General features: G+C 58.3%; 21 protein-coding genes, 1 tRNA gene and 1 pseudogene. 12 read left to right on the forward strand and 11 right to left on the reverse strand.

Features of this window, described 5'->3' with window-relative positions; translation table 11 throughout:
- Positions 1-9: 9 nt before the first annotated feature.
- From G6R15_RS13650 to G6R15_RS13665, 4 genes are read right to left on the reverse strand one after another with little or no spacing between them, the layout of a single operon-like run.
- Positions 10-1,239 carry an iron-containing alcohol dehydrogenase gene (locus tag G6R15_RS13650; RefSeq protein WP_240336766.1) on the reverse strand — a complete coding sequence of 410 codons (1,230 nt, stop codon included), beginning with the start codon at positions 1,237-1,239 and terminating at the stop codon, positions 10-12.
- A 27-nt stretch (positions 1,240-1,266) separates the two neighbouring features.
- Positions 1,267-2,589 carry a glycolate oxidase subunit GlcF gene (gene glcF / locus G6R15_RS13655; protein ID WP_164660516.1) on the reverse strand — a complete coding sequence of 441 codons (1,323 nt, stop codon included), beginning with the start codon at positions 2,587-2,589 and terminating at the stop codon, positions 1,267-1,269.
- A 3-nt stretch (positions 2,590-2,592) separates the two neighbouring features.
- Positions 2,593-3,678 (reverse strand): FAD-binding protein, encoded by a 1,086-nt coding sequence (locus G6R15_RS13660; RefSeq protein ID WP_164660517.1) that lies wholly within the window; start codon positions 3,676-3,678, stop codon positions 2,593-2,595.
- 46 nt (positions 3,679-3,724) lie between these two features.
- The gene (locus G6R15_RS13665; RefSeq protein ID WP_164660519.1) at positions 3,725-5,173 is read right to left on the reverse strand and encodes an FAD-linked oxidase C-terminal domain-containing protein; all 1,449 of its coding nucleotides are present in this window, start codon (positions 5,171-5,173) and stop codon (positions 3,725-3,727) included.
- Between the two features lie 80 nt (positions 5,174-5,253).
- Here G6R15_RS13665 and G6R15_RS13670 point away from each other — a divergent pair, with 80 nt between their 5' ends.
- Together G6R15_RS13670 and G6R15_RS13675 are read left to right on the forward strand one after the other, a co-directional pair.
- Complete coding sequence (locus G6R15_RS13670) at positions 5,254-5,964, forward strand: DUF599 domain-containing protein (RefSeq protein ID WP_164660521.1); 711 nt, start codon at positions 5,254-5,256, stop codon at positions 5,962-5,964.
- A gap of 36 nt (positions 5,965-6,000) precedes the next feature.
- Complete coding sequence (locus tag G6R15_RS13675) at positions 6,001-6,348, forward strand: hypothetical protein (RefSeq protein ID WP_164660522.1); 348 nt, start codon at positions 6,001-6,003, stop codon at positions 6,346-6,348.
- 1 nt (position 6,349) lies between these two features.
- Here the strand turns inward: G6R15_RS13675 and rlmH are convergent, their stop codons facing one another.
- Positions 6,350-6,820, reverse strand: coding sequence for a 23S rRNA (pseudouridine(1915)-N(3))-methyltransferase RlmH (rlmH, locus tag G6R15_RS13680; RefSeq protein WP_164660524.1), 471 nt, complete (start codon positions 6,818-6,820; stop codon positions 6,350-6,352).
- Between the two features lie 40 nt (positions 6,821-6,860).
- Positions 6,861-7,223 carry a ribosome silencing factor gene (rsfS, locus tag G6R15_RS13685; protein WP_164660904.1) on the reverse strand — a complete coding sequence of 121 codons (363 nt, stop codon included), beginning with the start codon at positions 7,221-7,223 and terminating at the stop codon, positions 6,861-6,863.
- Between the two features lie 227 nt (positions 7,224-7,450).
- On the opposite strand from rsfS, the gene G6R15_RS13690 reads away from it, so the two are divergent.
- The 7 genes from G6R15_RS13690 to G6R15_RS13720 all read left to right on the forward strand — a co-directional run bounded on the left by G6R15_RS13690 (position 7,451) and on the right by G6R15_RS13720 (position 13,316).
- Positions 7,451-7,549, forward strand: coding sequence for an isopropylmalate isomerase (locus G6R15_RS13690; protein WP_235820224.1), 99 nt, complete (start codon positions 7,451-7,453; stop codon positions 7,547-7,549).
- Positions 7,550-7,602: 53 nt separating this feature from the next.
- The gene (gene leuC / locus G6R15_RS13695) at positions 7,603-9,009 is read left to right on the forward strand and encodes a 3-isopropylmalate dehydratase large subunit (protein WP_164660525.1); all 1,407 of its coding nucleotides are present in this window, start codon (positions 7,603-7,605) and stop codon (positions 9,007-9,009) included.
- A gap of 38 nt (positions 9,010-9,047) precedes the next feature.
- Entirely contained in the window at positions 9,048-9,590 is a 543-nt protein-coding gene (locus tag G6R15_RS13700) for an HdeD family acid-resistance protein (protein ID WP_164660527.1), read from the forward strand.
- A 56-nt stretch (positions 9,591-9,646) separates the two neighbouring features.
- Positions 9,647-10,474, forward strand: coding sequence for a hypothetical protein (locus G6R15_RS13705; RefSeq protein WP_164660529.1), 828 nt, complete (start codon positions 9,647-9,649; stop codon positions 10,472-10,474).
- The gene (gene leuD, locus G6R15_RS13710) at positions 10,474-11,079 is read left to right on the forward strand and encodes a 3-isopropylmalate dehydratase small subunit (protein WP_164660530.1); all 606 of its coding nucleotides are present in this window, start codon (positions 10,474-10,476) and stop codon (positions 11,077-11,079) included. The genes G6R15_RS13705 and leuD overlap by 1 nt, the downstream gene beginning before the upstream one ends.
- Before the next feature lie 333 nt (positions 11,080-11,412).
- Positions 11,413-12,246 (forward strand): hypothetical protein, encoded by an 834-nt coding sequence (locus tag G6R15_RS13715; protein WP_164660531.1) that lies wholly within the window; start codon positions 11,413-11,415, stop codon positions 12,244-12,246.
- Entirely contained in the window at positions 12,243-13,316 is a 1,074-nt protein-coding gene (locus tag G6R15_RS13720) for an endonuclease/exonuclease/phosphatase family protein (RefSeq protein WP_164660533.1), read from the forward strand. Before G6R15_RS13715 ends, G6R15_RS13720 begins: the two co-directional genes overlap by 4 nt.
- Here the strand turns inward: G6R15_RS13720 and G6R15_RS13725 are convergent.
- Positions 13,263-14,171 carry a sugar nucleotide-binding protein gene (locus G6R15_RS13725; RefSeq protein ID WP_164660535.1) on the reverse strand — a complete coding sequence of 303 codons (909 nt, stop codon included), beginning with the start codon at positions 14,169-14,171 and terminating at the stop codon, positions 13,263-13,265. The genes G6R15_RS13720 and G6R15_RS13725 overlap by 54 nt on opposite strands.
- An 88-nt stretch (positions 14,172-14,259) precedes the next feature.
- Here G6R15_RS13725 and G6R15_RS13730 point away from each other — a divergent pair, with 88 nt between their 5' ends.
- The gene (locus G6R15_RS13730; protein WP_164660537.1) at positions 14,260-15,171 is read left to right on the forward strand and encodes a LysR family transcriptional regulator; all 912 of its coding nucleotides are present in this window, start codon (positions 14,260-14,262) and stop codon (positions 15,169-15,171) included.
- On the opposite strand, the gene G6R15_RS13735 is transcribed toward G6R15_RS13730, so the two are convergent.
- Positions 15,147-15,680, reverse strand: coding sequence for a redoxin domain-containing protein (locus tag G6R15_RS13735; RefSeq protein ID WP_164660539.1), 534 nt, complete (start codon positions 15,678-15,680; stop codon positions 15,147-15,149). The two genes, G6R15_RS13730 and G6R15_RS13735, sit on opposite strands and share 25 nt — an antisense overlap.
- A 93-nt stretch (positions 15,681-15,773) precedes the next feature.
- Between G6R15_RS13735 and leuB the strand changes: the two genes are divergently transcribed.
- The gene (gene leuB / locus G6R15_RS13740) at positions 15,774-16,877 is read left to right on the forward strand and encodes a 3-isopropylmalate dehydrogenase (RefSeq protein ID WP_164660541.1); all 1,104 of its coding nucleotides are present in this window, start codon (positions 15,774-15,776) and stop codon (positions 16,875-16,877) included.
- Positions 16,878-17,105: 228 nt separating this feature from the next.
- Here leuB and G6R15_RS13745 read toward each other — a convergent pair whose 3' ends face one another.
- On the reverse strand, positions 17,106-17,345 hold the full coding sequence (locus tag G6R15_RS13745) for a hypothetical protein (RefSeq protein ID WP_164660542.1): 240 nt from the start codon (positions 17,343-17,345) through the stop codon (positions 17,106-17,108).
- 115 nt (positions 17,346-17,460) lie between these two features.
- Here G6R15_RS13745 and G6R15_RS13750 point away from each other — a divergent pair.
- A tRNA-Pro gene (locus G6R15_RS13750) sits at positions 17,461-17,537 on the forward strand.
- Positions 17,538-17,757: 220 nt separating this feature from the next.
- Here G6R15_RS13750 and G6R15_RS13760 read toward each other — a convergent pair.
- Together G6R15_RS13760 and G6R15_RS13765 are read right to left on the reverse strand one after the other, a co-directional pair.
- Positions 17,758-18,925, reverse strand: a pseudogene (locus tag G6R15_RS13760) (IS3 family transposase).
- A 228-nt stretch (positions 18,926-19,153) separates the two neighbouring features.
- Positions 19,154-20,560, reverse strand: a complete 1,407-nt coding sequence (locus G6R15_RS13765) for a Fic family protein (RefSeq protein WP_240336767.1) — start codon at positions 20,558-20,560, stop codon at positions 19,154-19,156.
- Between the last annotated feature and the right edge of the window lie 235 nt (positions 20,561-20,795).

Consider the following 20,795-nt stretch of genomic DNA (forward strand, 5'->3'; position numbering starts at 1 on the left):
TTTGCGCGTTTATCTGGCCTGCCGGATCGCTTGTTCGACCAACGCACGGGCGGCGTCCAGATCAACGACCACGGGGTTGGTGCCCGCCGCACTGTCGTGCAACGATTTTTCGGCAACCCGTTCGACACAGTCCAAAGGCACACCAATGTCTGCCAAGGATTTTGGGATCGCCAGGTCATCCAGAACCGCTTTGACCGCAGAAATAAGCCCAGCAGGCGTTTGATCTGCGATCCTCATAGCCTCGGCCATCCGCCTTGACTTGACCTCCATGCCGGTCAGGTTGAATCGCATCACCACCGGCAGGACAATCGCATTGGTCAGACCATGCTGGGTGTCATATTCGGCCCCTACCATGTGCGAGATAGCATGCACCATGCCCAACCCTTTCATGAATGCGATCCCGGCAAGGCATGATCCAACCAGCATCCCGCCGCGCGCTGCCACGTTGCCAGGCTCGCGATACGCAACCGGCAACCACTGCGAAATCAACGCCAGCGCCTCAAGCGCCAGCCCATCGCACAGCGGATGAAACTCGGGCACGCAATAGGCTTCGATCGCGTGAGTCATTGCATCGACCCCGGTCCAGCCGGTCAGGTGAGGAGGCAGTCCAACCGTCAACGCCGGGTCCAGCAAGGCCAGAGAAGGCTTCAGATCGGGATGCCAGATACAAAACTTCATCCCCTTTTCGATGTGGGTGACCATCGCCGTGCTCTCGGTCTCGGCCCCGGTTCCTGCGGTCGTCGGAATGGTGATCAACGTGGGAAAGGGCTGATCGACAGGCACATCCGGCACAGGTTGTTCGAACTCGAACGCCCACAGGTCGATGGTGTTGTTGGCCGTCAGACAAATCGCCTTGCCTCCATCCATCGCGCTGCCGCCGCCAATGGCGATGATGGCATCGTGATCCCCTGCGCGAAACGCCGCACATCCAGCGCCAATCTCGTCATCGCGAGGGTTTGGCGACACATCGGAAAACACCTGCGATCTCAGGCCAGCGGTTATGAGGTGGTCGGTCAACTCGGCAATGAAAGGAAGACTACGACTGCCCCGATCTGTCACGATCAAAGGGTTGCGCACGCCCAGCGCGACGCATTTCGCCCCAATCTCAGCCAACCGCCCCGGACCATAGGCGATGGGAACCGGAAAGCTCCAATCATGCGCTTCCAGCAACCTGCTTTGATCAATTCCCGACGGGTTCCCCATCTGCGCCTCACTCAATTGCGTTTCATTGCCGGGCACCCTAGCAGCCCAGCCCTGCACAACAAGTCAACGCAGGATTGGCACTTCGGGCGCGCGTTTACCCTTGGCGGTCAAAGCGGGCGGTTGCGGTCCGCCCGTCGCCCAATCCAACAGCTCAACAGTGTGCACAATCGGCACCTCGGTCGCTGACCCGACCTGCATCATACAGCCGATGTTCCCTGCCGCGATAATATCCGGGTTCTTCGCTTCCAACGTCCGCACCTTGCGCGCCTTCAGCTGCCCTGAAATCTCGGGTTGCATCAGGTTGTAAGTGCCCGCACTACCGCAACACAAGTGCGAATCCGCAGGCTCCACCACTTTGAACCCGGCGCGTTTCAGCAAGGTTTTGGGGTGCGTCTTGATCTGCTGCCCGTGCTGTAAGGAGCAAGCCGCATGATAAGCCACCGTCAGCGCCTTGTCCGTGCACTCGGGCAAGTCGAGCTGCATCAACAGCTCGCTGACATCCATGGCAATCCCGGACACCCGCGCCGCATCAGTCGCTAACGGATCATTGCGGAACATGTGGCCATAGTCCTTGACCGTGGTGCCGCAGCCCGAGGTATTGATGACGATAGCATCCAGTCCCTGACCGTCCATCTCTTTCGTCCATGCATTGATGTTCCTGGCTGCTGTCTTGTGGCTCTCTGCCGTCTTGCCCATGTGATGGGTCAGCGCCCCGCAACAACCCGCACCTTCGGCCACCACAACCTCGCATCCCAATCGCGCCAGCAGCCGGATCGTGGCGTCGTTGATGTCAGTGTTCAGCGCCTTCTGTGCACAGCCCGTCATAAGCGCCACACGCTTCTTGGGTGGGGCTAACGGCGCAAAACTCTGCGGATCGTCGTTACGACTGACCGGCGGGATCATCTTGGGCGCCATGTCCAGCATCGCCCTGAGCCGCGCATCCGGCACCACCCCCCGAAACGGCCGCCCGATCTTGGCCCCCAGCAAGGCCAATCGAAACCGCATCGGGTACGGCAGGATCTGGGCCAGCACCCACCTGAGGGCCCGATCCGACAAAGGCCGCTTGTAGTTATCCTCGATATACTCGCGCGCATGATCCACCAGATGCATGTAGTGAACGCCCGAGGGACAGGTGCTCATGCAGGCCAGACAGGACAGGCAGCGGTCCACATGTTTGACCACCTTCTCATCCGGTGCGCGGTTGTTTTCCAGCATATCCTTGATCAGATAAATCCGCCCGCGCGGGCTATCCAATTCATCCCCCAACACCTGATAGGTCGGGCACGTCGCGGTACAAAACCCGCAATGGACACAAGACCGCAAAATCTCGTTCGAGCGTTGGATCGCAGGGTCCTGTAACTGTTCTGGCGTAAATGTCGTCTGCATGTCCTACCCCATCAGTCCCGGATTAAGGAACCCGCGCGGATCAAACCGCCGCCTCAACTGCTCAGTGATCACCGCAACCGGTGCAGGCTCGGGCTGAAGCTTCGCCTGCCCTTTGCCCCGCACAAGCGTCATATGACCAGCCACATCGCCCAGTTTTGCCCGCAGATCCGTCCCCTCGGATACCCGCGCCCAGATCAGCCCGCCACCCCAGTCAAACAGCAACCCATCTGCGGCCAAACGATCCGCCAAATCTGGTGCATCCGACGGCTTCACCGAAATCCGCCAGACATCGCCCGGTGCCCCTTGAAACGCCGCAACATCACGTACGTCACGCCACAACGTGGCACTGTCGCCAGCCATGGAGACATCACCAAACCCGCCGACAACACCCCGCAACTGTTCAACCCGATAGGCCACCGATCCGGCAAACCCTTCGACCCGCAACAGCATTTGTCCTGCTGCAGGATCAAACGCCGCCCCCGACACCTCGAACGGAGAGCCCAGCGCCGCCGACATCGCCGCGACTGCCTGCGCGACCCCGTCCACGGCGACACACAGCGTCTCCTCAGCCTCTGCCATTGGCAGCACCTTCAAAGACACTTCAGTCAAAACGCCCAACGTTCCCCATGACCCCGCCATTAACTTGACCAGATCATAGCCGGTGACATTCTTCATCACCCGGCCCCCGTTCTTGATCACCTGACCCAAACCGTCGACATAGCGAACGCCCAACAGGAAATCGCGACACGCCCCCGCGTGCACCCGACGTGGCCCCGAAACATTGGCCGCCACGACACCACCAATCGTCGGCGCACCGGACGTGCCCAAAAGCCCACGATGATCCATCGGCTCAAACGCCAACCGCTGACCCTCAGCCGCCAGCGCCGCCTCAACCTCTGCCACCGGTGTGCCCGCCTTGGTCACCAATGTCAGCGCGCCCGGCTCATACAGTTCAATGCCGTTCAGCCCCGTCACGCTCAACTCAGCCCCCGACGTGAAAACACCACGCGTCCCCCCGCCCAAAATCCGCACAGGTTCACTCAATCTGGCCACGATCTCGGCCAATTGGCCCTCGGTCTCTGGTCTCATTTCATCTTTTCCAAAATACTCTGGGGGTTTGGGGGCAACGCCCCCATCATTCCGCTGCAATCCGCGCGTCACGCCGCGCTTCGGTCACCGACAACGGAAACACCTTGGCCGGGTTCATCAGCCACGCGGGGTCAAACACATCCTTAACCGCCATCTGCGCTTCCAAATCCGCCGCCGTATACTGATGCAGCATCAGATCGCGCTTTTCGACGCCAACTCCATGCTCGCCGGTCAGACAGCCACCCGCATCGACGCAGAGTTTCAGAATCTCGGCCCCGAATTCTTCACACAGCTCCAGATCACCTGGCTTGTTGGCGTCAAACAGGATCAGCGGGTGCATGTTGCCATCGCCCGCGTGGAACACGTTGCCCACTGCCAGGCCGTACTGCGCGCTCAGCTCACCAATCCGGCGCAAGACCATTGGCAGCGACGACACCGGAATCGTGCCGTCCAGACACATGTAATCGTTCATCTGCCCCATGGCACCGAAGGCAGACTTGCGACCCAGCCAGATCTTGGCGCTTTCCTCTTCTGACTGACTCTCGCGCAGCTCCACCGGATTGTGGCGCTTGGCGATCTCGACGATCTTGGACAGCTGATAGTCGATCTCGGCCTCTGATCCCTCGACCTCGACAATCAACAGGGCGTTGCAATCGGGGTATCCCGCCTTGGCAAAGTTCTCACAGGCCTTGATGCACAGTGTGTCCATGAACTCGATCGCGACCGGCAGGATACCCGACTTGATGATGTCGCTGACGCATTGGCCCGCGACCTCGTTGTCATCAAAGGCGATCAGAACAGGGCGCGCGCCTTCGGGCTTGCGTAGGATGCGCAACGTCGCTTCGGTCACGACGCCCAACTGCCCCTCGGATCCGCAGATCACACCCAGCAGGTCCAACCCGCCCGCATCCAGATGCGCGCCGCCGATCTCGATCACGGTGCCGTCCATCATTACCATGGTCAAGCCCAGCAGGTTGTTGGTCGTCACGCCGTATTTCAGACAATGCGCCCCGCCCGAGTTCATCGCCACATTGCCGGCAATCGCACAGGCCAGTTGTGACGAGGGGTCTGGCGCGTAAAAGAAATCTTCTTCCTCAACTGCGCCGGTGACGCTCAGGTTGGTACGCCCCGACTGCACCCGGATGACGCGGTTGGCATAATCCGTCTCCAGCACATCATTCATCCGCGCCACACCTAGGATGACACAATCCGCAGTGGGCAGCGCCCCACCGGCAAGCGAAGTGCCCGACCCGCGCGGCACAACCGGCACGCCTTCTTCATGACAAATGCGCAGAACGTCCGACACTTCTTGCGTCGTGGTCGGCAGAACCGCCAGCATCGGAGGACATTTGTAGGCCGTCAACGCATCGCATTCATAGGCCAGCGTTTCGGCTTCGTCATGAATCACCGCATCCGTCGGCAACACGCGCTGCAACCGCTCAACCAGCTTTGCCTTGCGCGCCAGAACGGCCGCGTTGGGTGTGGGCATTTCCATGCAGATCCCTCCGTTTGGTAAATTAATATTACCAATTATGCGATCTGGCAAGTCCAACTGGTAAATCGTAGGGTCGGCATATGACGTGGATTGACCGCTCCTTGTTGTTTTCGCCGCTGGATTACGTGGCCGTGATTTGCCTGATAGCGGGGTGGCTCTGGATCGGGTGGCGGATTGAAAACCCCAACCCGAACAAGCCCTCGGTCTCGGCGCTGATGGATGCATTTCGGCGCGATTGGATGACCCAGATGATCACCCGCCAGCCCCGCGTGTTCGATGCCCAACTGGTTGGGAACATGCGTCAAAGCACAACGTTCTTCGCCTCCACTTCGATGATCGCAATCGGGGGTGGTTTGGCTTTGTTCGGCAACACCGAGCGGCTGGCAGGCGTTGCAAAGGACCTCGCCATCGGCAGTGCTCCGGCCATGGTGTGGGAGATCAAGATCCTGATCGCAATACTTCTTTTGTCAAATGCGTTTTTGAAATTCGTTTGGTCCCACCGTCTGTTTGGGTATTGTGCCGTTCTAATGGCCGCAGTGCCAAACGACCCCGAAGACCCGCATTGCGCGCCCCGCGCCTCGCAATCGGCAGAAATTTCGATCACCGCCGCGCGCAGCTTTAACAAGGCGCTCCGCACGATTTATTTCGCGCTTGCCTCCACTGCGTGGATGCTTGGCCCCATCCCCTTGCTGCTGGCCACCGCTGTCACGCTCGCAATCCTCTACCGGCGTGAGTTCGCGTCGCACTCGCGCAAGGTTTTGCTGGAACTGCCACCGAACACACAGTCGTGACCTGAACCCGCCGACCATCCACGTTAGGCTGACATGATGAAATACCTGATCCCCGCCCTGTTCCTGGCTGCGCCCGCCTTGGCCGACGCCCCGCAGATCGAAGACGCCGCCGCCCGCGCCAGTGGTGACACCTGGCGATTCGACGTCACCATCCGCCATCCCGACACGGGATGGGATCACTATGCCGATGGTTGGCAGGTGCTGGATATGGACGGCAATGAGCTGGGCATGCGTGTGCTGCATCACCCGCACGAGACCGAACAACCCTTCACCCGCTCATTGGGTGGCGTACAAATCCCGGCGGGCACCAAACAGGTCCAGATCCGCGCGCGCGATTCTGTCCACGGATGGAACCAAGACACCTACGTCATCGAATTAGAGTAAGTCACACCCGGTGATATGGCCCGCCCGCCAGAATGTTGGCAGCGCGATAAAGCTGCTCGGTCAGCATCACCCGCACCAACATGTGCGGCCAGACCATCTTGCCGAATGAAATCGAAAAATCCGCCTCGGCCCGCAAAGACGGATCAATCCCGTCCGCGCCACCGATTACAATCGCCAGATCCTGCCGCCCGGCATCGCGCCATTTGCCCAGCTGACCGGCAAAATCGGGCGACGACAACACCTTGCCGCGCTCGTCCAGGGTACAGATCACCGAGCCCTTGGGCAGAGCCTTGCGCAGCAACGCCGCCTCGGCGCCCATGCCGGCGTTTTTCTTATCCTCAACCTCAATTATCCGTGCAGGGCCAAGGCCCAAGGCCCGCCCTGTCCGGTCGAACCGGGTCAGATAATCGTCAATGAGGGTTTTCTCGGGTCCAGACCGCAAGCGGCCGACCACGCAAATGCTGATGCGCATAATGTGTAACGCACCCCCGAAACAACGGGGGCGAAACGCCTCAGTTGGCTGAGGCGCTGCTACCTTGGGGCAGCCACATTTTTTCCAGCTGATAGAACTCGCGCACCTCTGGCCGGAAGATGTGCACAACCACATCGCCCGTGTCGATCAGGACCCAATCGCCGGTATCCTTGCCTTCGACCTTCGAGGTAAACCCGAACTCCTGCTTGATGCGATCCGTCAACTTCTCGGCCATCGACGACACCTGACGCGTCGAGCGACCCGACGCGATGATCATGTAATCACCGATCTCGGTCTTGCCGCGCAGATCAATCTGCACAACATCTTCGGCCTTATCGTCGTTGAGAGAAGATAGAATACGCTCAAGCAGCTTTTCGCTGGTGAGTTGGGACCCGGCCATCATAGCGGCCCGTCCGTCGGTGGATTTAGCCACCTCTGCATGCGTTGACAGGACATTGTCCTCCTTTTAGCGCGTCGACAGCCCCCCGACGCTGGGGTGCCTTTAAGGTAACAACGCGCAGATGACAATTCAATGAATCGCCTAAGTGAGCTCACGCAGCTGTGCCATTGTGGCACTGATGTGCAATTGCAGACCTTGATAGACTCACTTTGCGCCTGTATCTGGGGGCCATGACACCCGTTTACGCCTCATGCATCTATCTGCAAGACCGTGCCCGCCTGCGCGAGCGGTTCTTTGGGGCTGCCCGCACGGTTCTGGCCCGCCTATAAGCGGCATCCAGCCACCCAACGCCAGCTATTTCCAAACCACGGGAGAGGACCACATGTCCCCCAAGACACTCTATGACAAAATCTGGGATGCGCATCTTGCGCATGAAGCCGAAGACGGCACCAGCCTGCTTTATATCGACCGCCACCTGGTTCACGAAGTGACTAGCCCACAAGCTTTTGAGGGCCTGCGCATGACTGGTCGCAAAGTGCGCGCACCGGAAAAGACCATCGCTGTGCCGGACCATAACGTGCCGACAACGCAGGGCCGCGAAGATCCCAACCAGATGACCGAAGAATCACGCATTCAGGTTCAAGCTCTGGACAAGAATGCCAAGGAATTCGGCGTTCATTATTATCCCGTGTCCGACATCCGTCAGGGTATCGTGCACATCGTTGGCCCCGAACAGGGCTGGACCCTGCCCGGCATGACAGTCGTTTGTGGTGACAGCCACACGGCGACTCACGGTGCGTTTGGCGCGCTGGCCCACGGCATCGGCACATCCGAGGTTGAACATGTTCTGGCGACGCAGACGCTGATCCAAAAGAAATCCAAGAACATGAAGGTGGAAATCACCGGCAAACTGATGCCGGGTGTGACTGCCAAGGACATCACGCTGGCCGTGATCGGTGAAACCGGCACCGGCGGCGGCACCGGCTATGTCATCGAATATTGCGGAGAAGCGATCCGCGATCTGTCGATGGAAGGGCGCATGACCGTCTGTAACATGGCCATCGAAGGCGGAGCACGCGCCGGCCTGATCGCACCCGACCAGACCACCTATGACTATGTCAACGGCCGCCCCCACGCCCCCAAAGGCGCACAGTGGGAAGCCGCGCTTGACTGGTGGAAAACGCTCTTCACCGACGAAGGCGCCCATTTCGACAAGGTCGTCACGCTTAAAGGCGAAGACATTCAGCCGGTCGTCACTTGGGGCACCTCGCCCGAGGATGTTCTGCCGATCACCGGTGTTGTTCCATCTCCGGAAGACTTTGAGGGCGGTAAAGTCGAAGCAGCCCGTCGCTCGCTTGACTACATGGGCCTGACACCGGGTCAGAAACTGACCGACATTGAAATCGACACCGTGTTCATCGGTTCGTGCACCAATGGCCGGATCGAAGATTTCCGCGCCGTGGCCGAAGTGGTCAAAGGCAAGAAGATCAAGGACGGCATGCGCGCCATGATCGTTCCGGGTTCGGGCCTTGTCCGCCTGCAAGCCGAAGAAGAAGGCCTGGCCGAAATCTTTAAAGAGGCCGGTTTCGAATGGCGTCTTGCGGGATGTTCCATGTGTTTGGCGATGAACCCCGATCAGCTGTCCGAAGGCGAGCGTTGCGCCGCCACCTCGAACCGCAATTTCGAGGGACGTCAGGGCTACAAGGGCCGCACCCATCTGGTGAGCCCGGCCATGGCTGCCGCAGCGGCACTTACAGGACGGCTGACAGACGTGCGTGAACTGGTGTAAGCTCCACTCAAATATGAATTTTTGAGAGGAATAGAGACATGAGTGATTGGCTGAAACTGCTCCTATTGGGGCTCCTATCCATCGTATTTGGCGTGTTCATCCTGGGCGCGCCGGTCGTGGCCTCGATCGCGGTAACCGCGATCACCGGCGTTCTGTTGCTGATAAGTGGCGGTTTGCAGTTGGTTGGCGGCTTTACGGTCGAAGGCATGGGAAACAAGATCCTGTCCATCCTGATGGGCGCGATCATGTTGTTCCTTGGCTGGTCATTCCTGGCTCATCCGCTGCAGGGCACCATCTCGTTGGCAATGCTGATTCTGATCCTGTTCATGGCTGGCGGTATTGCCCGGGTTATCCTGTCGTTCCAGATGCGCGGCACTGCGTATTTCTGGCCGACAATCATCTCGGGCGTTCTGTCCATCGTGCTGGCCGGTATCATCTGGACCAACGCGGCGGCAGAACCCGCATGGCTGCTGAACCTGGTTGGAATCCTCTTGGGCATCGAAATGTTGTTCAACGGTTTTGGCCTGCTCTTTGCCGCGCTGTTCATGCGTGGCGCCGAAAAGGACTCCGGATCGGCCTGATCTGACTCCGGTTCACCGGACAGACCCACAGGCCGACGTAAGCAAAAAGGTAGTGAATGTCATTCAGTACGTCCTTGCCGCCCGTCGCCAGCCTGTGGGTTGGAGGTGAGCTGAACTGGCTGCACAAATTGTGCCTGGCCAGCTATGCCCATCATGGGCATGAGGTCGTGCTGTTTTTTATGGCAGACACGGCCCCGACTGTTCCTCCGGGCGTTCGCACGGCACCGATCACCGACATCTGGGATCCGGCCCCGGCTGGGCATGCAGATGCACCTGCGTCGATGCTGTCGGATCTGTTCCGGCTTCATCTATTGAAGCAGACGGACATGGTGTGGATCGACACCGACATGCTGGCCGTCCAGCCGATGCAGGTCGCTGAATACCACGTCGGGTTCGAACCCTCAGGGTCGCTCAACGGTGCCGTTCTGCGTTTGCCCAAAACTTCGCAGACGTTGAACACGCTGCTGGACTGGTTCGCAGATCCGGAATGGATCACGCCCTGGCTGAGTGCAGAAGACCAAGCAGAAATCGCCAAAGCCCCTCCGGGCAAGCGGTTGCTGCGGGCCTTTGAACTCAGACGCCCTTCGGTCGGACCCCGTGCGCTGGCTTATACCATGCGCAAATTCGGCGAGCTCAAACACGCACAAAAACCCGAGGTCTTCTATCCCTTGCGCGGCGTCATGACCGACGTTCTGTTCAGCGGGCATTGTGTCGAAGACCATTGGAATACCAAAAACACGCTGGCGGTCCATCTCTATCACTCGATGGTCCGCTGGTATCACAAAACACACAGACCCCAAGAAAACAGCTTTATCGCCCGGGCGGTTCAGGACATCGGTTTTGACCTGACCGGGGTGAAGCAGCAGAAGCTAGGAAAACTCTGATGGAAAAGTTTGAAAAACTCCAAGGCATTGCCGCGCCAATGCCGCTCGTCAACATCGACACCGACATGATCATCCCCAAGGTGTTTCTGAAATCGATCCAACGCACCGGCTTTGGTGTAAACCTGTTCGACGAGATGCGTTATAACCGTGACGGCTCGGAGATCGACGATTTCGTGCTGAACAAGCCGCAGTACCGCGACGCCGAAATTTTGGTGGCAGGCGACAATTTTGGCTGCGGGTCGTCGCGCGAACACGCGCCTTGGGCGATTGCAGATTTCGGCATCAAGTGTGTAATCTCGACAAGCTTCGCCGACATCTTCTTCAACAACTGCTTCAAGAATGGCATCTTGCCCATTGTTCTGCCCCAAGAGCAGGTCGACGTGCTGATGGCCGACGCCGAAAAAGGCGCGAACGCGCGCATGACCATCGATCTGGAAGCACAGGAAATCACCACTTCGGACGGTCAGGTCATCACTTTTGACGTTGACGCATTCAAAAAGCACTGCCTGCTCGAAGGTCTCGATGACATCGGGCTGACCATGGAGAAAGTTGGTTCGATCGACACATTCGAAGAGCAAGCCGCTCAAGCGCGTCCTTGGGTCTGATTTAAGCTTCAGATCAAGATAAATGCTTCCAAGCACTTGGGCCGCATTTCGATGTGGCCTTTTTGCATTTTGCGGCCCTTGCCACAATATCCACAACATTTAGTGCCGAGGCGCAGGGATGCCCAATTTCTGCTCTGCCAATGATGCAAAGAGGCACCAGTCTTGCCATCTTTTCGCCTGAAATCAGGTATTTCGTGGGTCGGTGACTTGAGTGGGTGACCAAATGGCGGCACAAATGGGGCCAAAATGAGGCACGGACCCTTCGGGGTTTGATCAAGTTGGAACAAAGGCTCGGCAACGCATCGGCCTGTCCAGTTTGAAGGGATTCGGACAGTGATTGCACGCATCACGGGCGCGGCTTTGCGCGGGATACTGGTGGCCTTGATGGTGGTCACCCCTGCGCTATATTTGCCGGGCTACACAACAGACTCTCCCGAGATCGTGGTTCTGCTCGCGATCCTTGCATTTGTGCTGACTTTTGCCGAGTACAACTCGACCTTTCCAAGCTTCATCGAATTCCGCGATGCCCCACCGTTGAACCGCCTTCGGTTCATCGCGCTGATGTCGATGGTGGTTTTGCTTACGTTGATTTGCAAACACAAATACGCGCCCACCAATGTCACCACGCTCTTTGCAGGGATGGGCGTTTTGATCGCACATTTGGTCGACTTCCCGTTTTCTCCAGTGCGCTTGGTCGTGCTGATGCTGCCCGACCACGCAACATTGAGCACCGTGAACTCGGTCCGCATCGCGGCAGGCGTCTCGTATGTGGTGGCCCTGGCAACTGTTGCAGCCTTTTACATCGCTGTCCGCGTACGTGGCTGGCCAGTCGGCAACGGGGCGTTCAACGTCTGGATCAACCTGCCCCTGTTCGACCCTACCACAGGCGGCGACGTGGTCTCGCGCCTGCAACGGGACGGCCGGATTAACGTCGTCCTGGGCGTGTTGCTCCCGTTCTTTATCCCTGCAGTCGTCAAAGCAACTGCCGATCTGGTCAACCCCATCATGCTGGACAATCCGCAAACGCTGATATGGACCATGAGCGCCTGGGCCTTCCTGCCAGCGTCGATGATCATGCGTGGTATGGCAATGCTGCGTGTCTCGGACCTGATTGAAGAAAAGCGCAGACGCACCTACGCCAACGCCGAGGCCGTGCAAACCGCATGAAGTGGCTGCTGGTTGCGCTGACACTCTTGCCCGGCATGATCACAGCCGAGCCGCTGCGCATCGCAAGTTTCAACACCGAACTGTCCCGCGATGGCCCCGGCCAGCTGCTGCGCGATCTGCAAAAGGGTAAGGACAAGCAAATTGCTGATGTCTTGGCCGTCATCGCCCGGACCTCACCCGACATTCTGGCGATGCAGGGCGTGGATTGGGATCATGATGGGCTGACGCTGGATGCGCTGGCCAGGGCCTTGGCCGATGCAGGCACCCCCTACCCACACCGTCTGGCGCTGAAACCCAACAGCGGAATAATGACTGATCTGGACCTGGACGGCGATGGTCGTTTGGGCGGGCCGGGAGATGCACAGGGATACGGCAAGTTCACCGGTCAGAACGGCATGGTCATCCTGTCCCGCTATCCAATCGACCATGGCAGGGTGCAGGACTTTTCGGCCCTGCTGTGGAAAGACCTCCCCGGCGCGCGTCTACCTCAACGCGACGGCGCGCCCTTCCCGTCCCAAGCCGCGCAAGACATACAACGTCTGTCCTCTGCCGGGCATTGGGTCGTGTCGATCAAAACCCCCGTGGGCCGCATCCACCTGCTGACATCCCAAGCCGGGCCGCCCGTGTTTGACGGGCCCGAGGATCGCAACGGGCTGCGCAACCGGGATGAAAACCGCTTTTGGTCGCTGTTCCTGGACGGCACACTTGGCCCTGCCCCGCCACACGGCCTTGTCCTGTTAGGCGGCACCAACCTGGACCCATGGGACAGCGATGGCTATGGCGGGGTGGTTCAAGGCCTGCTAGACGACCCGCGCCTGCAAGACCCCGCCCCCACCAGCGACGGGGCCGCCACCGCACCCGATCAAGGGCACCGCAGCCCCAATGCAACCGACACCGTTGATTGGGACGGCGTCGGGCGTTTGCGGGTCGATTACGTCCTGCCGTCGCGCGATTGGACCGTTCAAGGTTCCGGCGTCTACTGGCCCGCCGAGGGCGAGGCAGGTAATGAGATTGCCCTAGGTGCCAGCCGCCACCGGTTGGTTTGGGTTGATCTGATCGCCAAAGAGTGAGGCCGGAATGGCCGAGGCTAAAGCCTGCTCAATCGGCGTTTCCTGAAAAGCGGGCAGCACCTCCTGAAACCGGACCCCATCCAGACTGTGAGCTGTGCGCCACAAATAGCTCATCTCGACCAGACACCTCGCCAGCGGCCAAACCGGCTGCATCAACTTGATCTGTAGCCAGTTCATCCGTTTGACCACCACCTTGCGTCCCAGGATCGCCCCCAGATGCCCTGCCATATCTGCACCGCTGGCGGTGTAGCCCGGAAACGGAACATCACAGAATTGCGGTAGATCATGCCGCATCTCGGCCAATTGCACCGCAGCCCGACATAGATCCGGCAGATAGGCCCAACTGTGGTCGATATCCGGGTCGCCGGGATAGACAAACCGACCCATGGACAGCTTCTTGGCCATAATCATGTCGAACCAATTGCCCGAAGCCTGGGAGTCAATGAAATCCCCAGCCCGCAGGATTATCGTGCGCACACCGGATTTGGCATAGGCGCGCTCCATCTTAACCCGAACGCGCCCAAGCGAGTTTTGGGCCTGATGCGGCGTGGCCTCAGACCAGGGCGCAGGCGTGTCAGCGCCGTAGACATAGACGTTGCCCGGAACGATCACCGTGGCCTTGCTCAGCCGCGCCGCCTCGATCACTTGGGCATGCAATCGGGGCACGGTTTTGGCCCATTCAGGATAGGCTGGATTCCAACCATTCACGATCACATCGGCCCCTTGCGCGGCCAGGTTCAGACTGTCGCGACTGCGATCAAAGGTTTTGACGGTCCACCCGGCAGTCCAAAATTGTTCAGCTGCATTGCGGCCAAATCGGCCTGTTGCACCAAGAATAAGTACGGTTCTGGTCATGGAAGTCCTCCTTTGCATGGCCCAAAGGTACCCATTCACATCAACACTATGAATTGCCCCCAAATGCAGATCATGTATTCATTGGTGAATGGACAACACACTCACCTCAACCGACTGGACCCTGATCCAAAGCTTTGTTGCTGTCGCTGAACATGGCTCTCTCTCGGGCGCGGCTCGTGCCCTGGGACGCAGCCAGCCCACCTTGGGACGGCAAATTCAGGCGCTTGAAACGTCCCTTGGGGTGTCCCTTTTCGACCGACATGCCCGTGGCTTGAGCCTGAGCGATACCGGAGGCCGCCTGCTCCCGCTGGCGCAACAAATGCACGACGCGATGCAGGCCCTGACGTTGACGGCAGCGGGGCAATCCAAGGACCTAAGCGGCACAGTACGCCTGACCGCATCCGTCTTCATGTCTCACCACGTCTTGCCCGAAATCCTGGCCCGGATCAGAACTGCCGAACCGCGCATCCAACTGGAACTGGTCCCCACCGATGCGACCGAAAACCTGCTCTACCGCGAGGCCGACATCGCCATCCGCATGTATCGCCCCAAACAGCTCGACATCGTGGCGCAACGCGTGGGCAGCATCCAACTGGGAGCCTATGCCGCGCACAGCTATCTGGCCCGCAAGGGGCATCCCGTGAAACCCGATGATCTGTTTGATCATGACATCGTCGGCTATGACAGTAACGACCTGATCATCCAGACTATGCAGCAGATGGGTTACTCTGTGACCCGCTCACAATTCCCGGTGCGCTGCGACAACCAAAGCGCCTATTGGCAACTGGTGCGTGCAGGCTGTGGCATCGGGTTTTGCCAGACATCCGTGGCCGAGGCCGACCCGACGGTCGCAAAGCTGGACCTCAACCTAGACATTCCACCGCTCGAGGTTTGGCTGGCAGCCCCCCAAGCGATGCACCAGACCCCACGTATTCGCAGGGTCTGGGATTTACTGGTGACAGAACATCTGGCCGTTCAGGACGGCAAGTCGCCGGTATAAGCACCGCGTGGCGGATATTTGTTTTCCAACGCCCATTTGATGCCGCCAAGCATGTCCGCTGTCGATGGCCGCGCAAATGGCGTCGATTGCTGCCACCCAAAATACAGCGTCCGATCCGGCGCGATGTAGAAATGCCCAGGCTCGGCAAACAGATCCGCCTCGGCCGACCCTTCGCGCTTGGATGAAATCCACAGCCCCCAATCCTCGTGCGCCGCCCTAAGCGACAACTCGTACCCGACCCGCAACTTCGACGTGCCCGCCTTTTCAACCGTCTGCTCGGCGCGATCCTTGGTATCGGTGCTGATCATGACCACCTCGATCCCTTGCACCGCAAAGTCATCCAGCGCTGCCTCGACCTCGGCCATCTGGCGGATACAGATCGGGCAATGCAGACCGCGATAGACGATCACGACAGTGCCATTCTCCCCATGATTCTTGTCCAGATCAAAGGTCCCCTGACCCAAAGTCTCGATTGTTAGCGCAGGAACCTGTTTTCCTGGTGTCAGCATCGTCATTTTCCCTTGTTTTTGCCGGGATCGTCACATTGACCCCTCTGGCTGCACACGCTAGGCCCATTGCGACAGAACGCAAGGAGAGCCCCGATGTCCAACCCCTCGCTCCTCATCCTTCCCGGTGATGGAATTGGCCCCGAAGTCATGGCAGAAGTGCGCAAAATCATCACTTGGTTTGGCGATAACCGTGGTCTTCAATTTGACGTGAGCGAGGATCTGGTCGGCGGTGCGGCCTATGACGCGCACGGCGCGCCCCTGTCGGACGAGACAATGGCCAAAGCGCAAGAGGCCGACGCGGTTCTGCTGGGCGCCGTGGGTGGCCCCAAGTATGACGACCTGGATTTCTCGCTGAAACCCGAACGCGGCCTGCTGCGCCTGCGCAAGGAAATGGATCTATTTTCCAACCTGCGCCCGGCCCAGTGTTTTGACGCGCTGGCCGATTTCTCGTCGCTGAAGAAAGACATCGTTGCCGGTCTGGACATCATGATCGTGCGCGAGCTGACCTCTGGCGTCTATTTCGGCGAGCCGCGCGGTATCTTTGAAGAAGGCAATGAACGCGTGGGCATCAACACCCAGCGTTACACCGAATCTGAAATCGAACGCGCCGCACGCTCGGCGTTTGAACTGGCAATGCGCCGCGGCAAAAAGGTCTGCTCGATGGAGAAGGCCAACGTGATGGAATCCGGTATCCTATGGCGCGAAGTGGCCACGCGTGTCGGCAAAGAATACCCCGAGGTAGAACTGAGCCACATGTACGCCGACAACGGCGCGATGCAGCTGGTGCGTGCACCCAAACAGTTCGACGTAATCCTGACCGACAACCTGTTCGGCGACATCCTGTCCGACTGCGCCGCCATGCTCACCGGTTCGCTTGGCATGTTGCCGTCGGCCTCGCTGGGAGCCCCGATGGCCAATGGCCGTCCCAAAGCGCTGTACGAACCAGTCCACGGTTCGGCCCCGGACATCACCGGTCAGGGCAAAGCCAACCCCATCGCCTGCATCCTGAGCTTTGCGATGGCTCTGCGTTATTCGTTTGATCAGGGCGAAGAAGCTGCCCGCCTTGAGGCTGCCATCGAGAAAGTTTTGGCAGATGGCGCCCGCACCAGCGACTTGCTGGGCGAAGAGGGTGTATCGCCACTGTCGACCTCGGAAATGGGCGACACGATTGTGTCCGCTCTGAACGACAGCCTCTGATACGGCATCAGCCCGCGCTGGATTTCTCTGGCGCGGGCAACTTCTTAATCGCGACGATGTCCATGTAGTGATGCGAGGCACGCTCGACGTAGTGGAGCTACTCGCTGCAACCGTCGCAACGCGTCGGTATGCACACACATTGTCCGGTGAATAGGTCCCCGCTGCTCACCCGGCATCAGCCCTCAATGATGGCAGGTCCGGCGCCGCTCGACCAGATGACCTAGTCGCTCACCCCACAGCACATTGCACAGATAAACCCACGATCATAACCGTCGTCGCGCTCAAAGATTGCACACGCTTTGTCCCAAGCATACCGCTGCAAACGCCCTTTAACAGTGTCGCGATGAATCGCGTCAAAATCTCACGCAGTTTACCCCTGGCGGCGAATTTCAACACGGCAGACATGATATCTAAACCAACCGGAATCATGCAGATGCGGTCGACGAGAGCGCAGAGGTTGACGCTCATGTACGCTCCACATTTGCGATCAGAATGCCCAAAAGCAAGAGCTCCGAATTTCGCTATCGCCCTGACGTTTCCCCTTGCGAATGCCGAATCCGGGGTATAAATCACGCGCCACGGTCGGAGTGTAGCTCAGCCTGGTAGAGCACTGTCTTCGGGAGGCAGGGGTCGGAGGTTCGAATCCTCTCACTCCGACCAACAAAACAAGGCGCCCAGCAGCACCTTTGTTGTTGTGAGACAGTGATCCGAGGTTCGCTGAACCTGAGCCTAATCGAACTCCAACGCGCTGGCGGCTTTGCGTAGGTGTTCCGGGCTGTAGCGCGCATAGACAGACGCGGTGTTCCGCGAGGCCGAATGGCCGAGAAACTGCGCAATCTCCTCCATTGAGCAGCCTCATCTGACTGGTCCAAGTTGATTGTTAGTGCATCATCGGCCTCTGATCCACCGGGATGATGGTTTCAGGCGCTGGCGGGCGATAGCCCAGTGCACTGTGGGGGCGTTTTGTGTTGTAGTGTCTCCTCCATTGTTCGATCAGGATTTGTGCTTCGCGCAAGCTGTAGAAGATTTCACCGTTGAGCAGCTCATCCCTGAACCGGCCATTGAAGCTTTCACAGTATCCGTTCTCCCACGGGCTCCCAGGTTCGATGTAAGCTGTCTTGGCGCCAACGGCGGCGATCCAGTCTCGGACAGCCTGGGCGACAAATTCCGGCCCATTGTCGGAACGTATGAAACTCGGCGCGCCGCGAAGTATGAACAGGTCTGTCAGGACATCGATTACATCGGTCGAGTTCAGCTTCCGCTCGACCCTGATAGCCAAACATTCCCGACTGAACTCATCAAGGATGTTCAGCGTCCGGAAGGCTTTGCCATCATCGGTTAAGCAATGGACGAAGTTATGTGACCAAACATGGTTGCGATACTCCGGCCTCAGGCGAACACACGATCCGTCCACTGCCCGGCAGGGCATTGCGCAGCAATGTCCCGAGAGGGTTCAGCCAGAGCCGTCCTTTCTTCGGTTGCTTTATTGGCACTTTTCAGCCCCTCTCGCCGCCAAAGCCGTGCAACCCGCCCGTCGCTGGCAGACCATCCGGCCTCTCTCAGCAGTGCAGCGATCCTGCGATAGCCATATCGGCCGTATTGACGGGTCAGCTCGATCATGTCGGCGACCAGTCGGTCTTCGTCTGCGCGACCCTGTGGGACGCGCCGTTGCGTGGACCGGTGTTGTCCAAGCACGCGGCAGGCGCGTCGCTCAGATACTTTGAGCTGGCTGCGGACATGATCGATGCAGGCACGACGACGAGCGGGGCTCAGTAGTTTCCCTTTGTGGCTTCCGTCAGGATCAGTTTGTCCAGCGTCAGATCTGAAACTGCGCGTCTCAGCCGCTCGTTCTCTTTCTGAAGCCGTTTCAGTTCTTTCAATTGATCAACACCCATTCCACCATACTTCTTCCGCCAGCGGTAATAAGTTTGCTCAACAACGCCGATCTGTCTGATCGCATCAAGACGGGACATCCCTTGCCCCATCAGAACTTCAACCTGCCGTAACTTCGAGACATTCTCTTCAGGCTTCGGTCTCTTGTTTGCCATTCGTGGTCCTCCATTTCCTAAACATAACGGTGGACCAGTTCAGTTGGGGAGGCTCAGCCGGAGCGAAATCTGCATTGCTTTGGAGCTTGCATGTCTCCGCAGAGCACTCATCAGGATGCTCTCAACGGCAGAAGAAATCATCGGAACAGAACATGAAGGAGATTTAACAATGCGTTGATAGTTTTTGATTTTTCGCCTGATTGCTGCCCAAAGTTCCTTACTCTCGTGTTACGCCCAGCTCTCAGCATAGAGCTGTTCGATCTGCACAACCTCATCATCGCTCAGGGCCTCGAATTCGCCACTGCGTGCTCTTCTGGAGAGTTTGCCGTTATTCTGTGCCAGGAACTTTCTGAGCAATTCAGTTTCCTTATTGGGCATGTCGACAATGCGAGCAAGCCCCGTGGCGAAACGGTCATATCCTTCAAGGAAACCGACTTCCCGTGGCAGGTCTTCATCAATCGTGGTTTGAACACAACGCGCCAGGAAGGTGGCCTGTTCCGTTGCATCGAAATACCGGTAGTAATGCGCCGTCTCTCCGGCGATTTTTACATTTCCTTTTGGATCAGCACCCCAATCAATGAATGGCAGAAGCGGGCCGGAATAGGCTCTCAGAACCCGGTTGTACGCGTCTATATTTCTCAGAATCACCGCGCTGATAGGGAATACGACCCCGGGAGGATTGAAACCGGCGCGGGCCAGCACGTGATGGAACAGGTACCTGTGCAGTCTGCCATTGCCATCGACATAGGGGTGAATGAAGACGAAACCAAAAGCCAGCACCGCCGCCGTCAGGATCGGATGCTGATGCCGCGCCAAAGAGATCTCATCATAATCGATCAGGCCTTTCATCAGGCTATCAAGGTCTTCCCACCGCGCGCTGATATGAGATGGAATTGGCTCCATGGTTGTTCTATCATGGGAACCGATGAACCCTTCTTCCTTCCGGACGCCAAGCCTCACAAACCTGGCATCTCCGATCACGATTTGCTGAAGGCGGTTAAGTTCGTCGACAGAAAGCTCATGCTGCCCAGCTTCTCCGATGGCCTGTCCCCAACGGGCACCCTGGGCGGGGGTTGGTTTTTCGTTCTCAATGGCAAATGATGCCTTGCTGTCATCAAGGAGCATGAATGCCGCGGCCCGGCGCATCAGGTCTTCAGGAACCCTGCCAGCGGCTGCACTGGCTTCATCCGTCAGGTTTCTGACTTCAAGCAGATGAACCAGTTCCGGTGTCCGCCGGACAATTGGACAGAATGCGGGCGTGCCGGGCAGGTTGTCATGGATTTTGTGGCGCGAAGAATTCTCAACAATGATACCGGTGTAATGCAGTTCCTCATCGAGGAAACTGACATATTTGACCTTGCCAAGATCAGGCAAATCCAGCCGTGAGCCAGTCATCCATTCATAGATGAACCACAGACGCCGGGAAAACGTGCTGGTGATATGGTGCAGTACCATCTCGGTGATCTCTTCTGCGGGGACGACCTGAAAAAGGCGATCCAGTACACTGAGATTGATGCCTTCATACCGGAACGCGAGTTGAAGATGATTGGCCAAGTTGTCATCGGGCTGTTGACGTGATCGCAACATGATCCAGTCATCGGTGGATACTGGGCTATGCCGGTCTGCAACGGCCATCAGACGCGGAGGCATAGGGATATGAAGTTTGTGGGTATCGACAACCCAAGCATAACCGGCCGGGTTACCTGCTTCTGGCAGTCTTCGACCATGAAAGTGGGATATCACCGTACAGTTCCCTCACAGAATTTAACATCACGTACAATATCATCACCCCCGCCGCACAAAACAATCACTCTTCGTACCTTTTATTCACTGTGAGTCATTTTTGTACATTTTAGTCACCACCATGTCC

The sequence above is a fragment of the Tropicibacter sp. Alg240-R139 genome (assembly GCF_900537075.1).
Classification (GTDB): domain Bacteria; phylum Pseudomonadota; class Alphaproteobacteria; order Rhodobacterales; family Rhodobacteraceae; genus Falsiruegeria.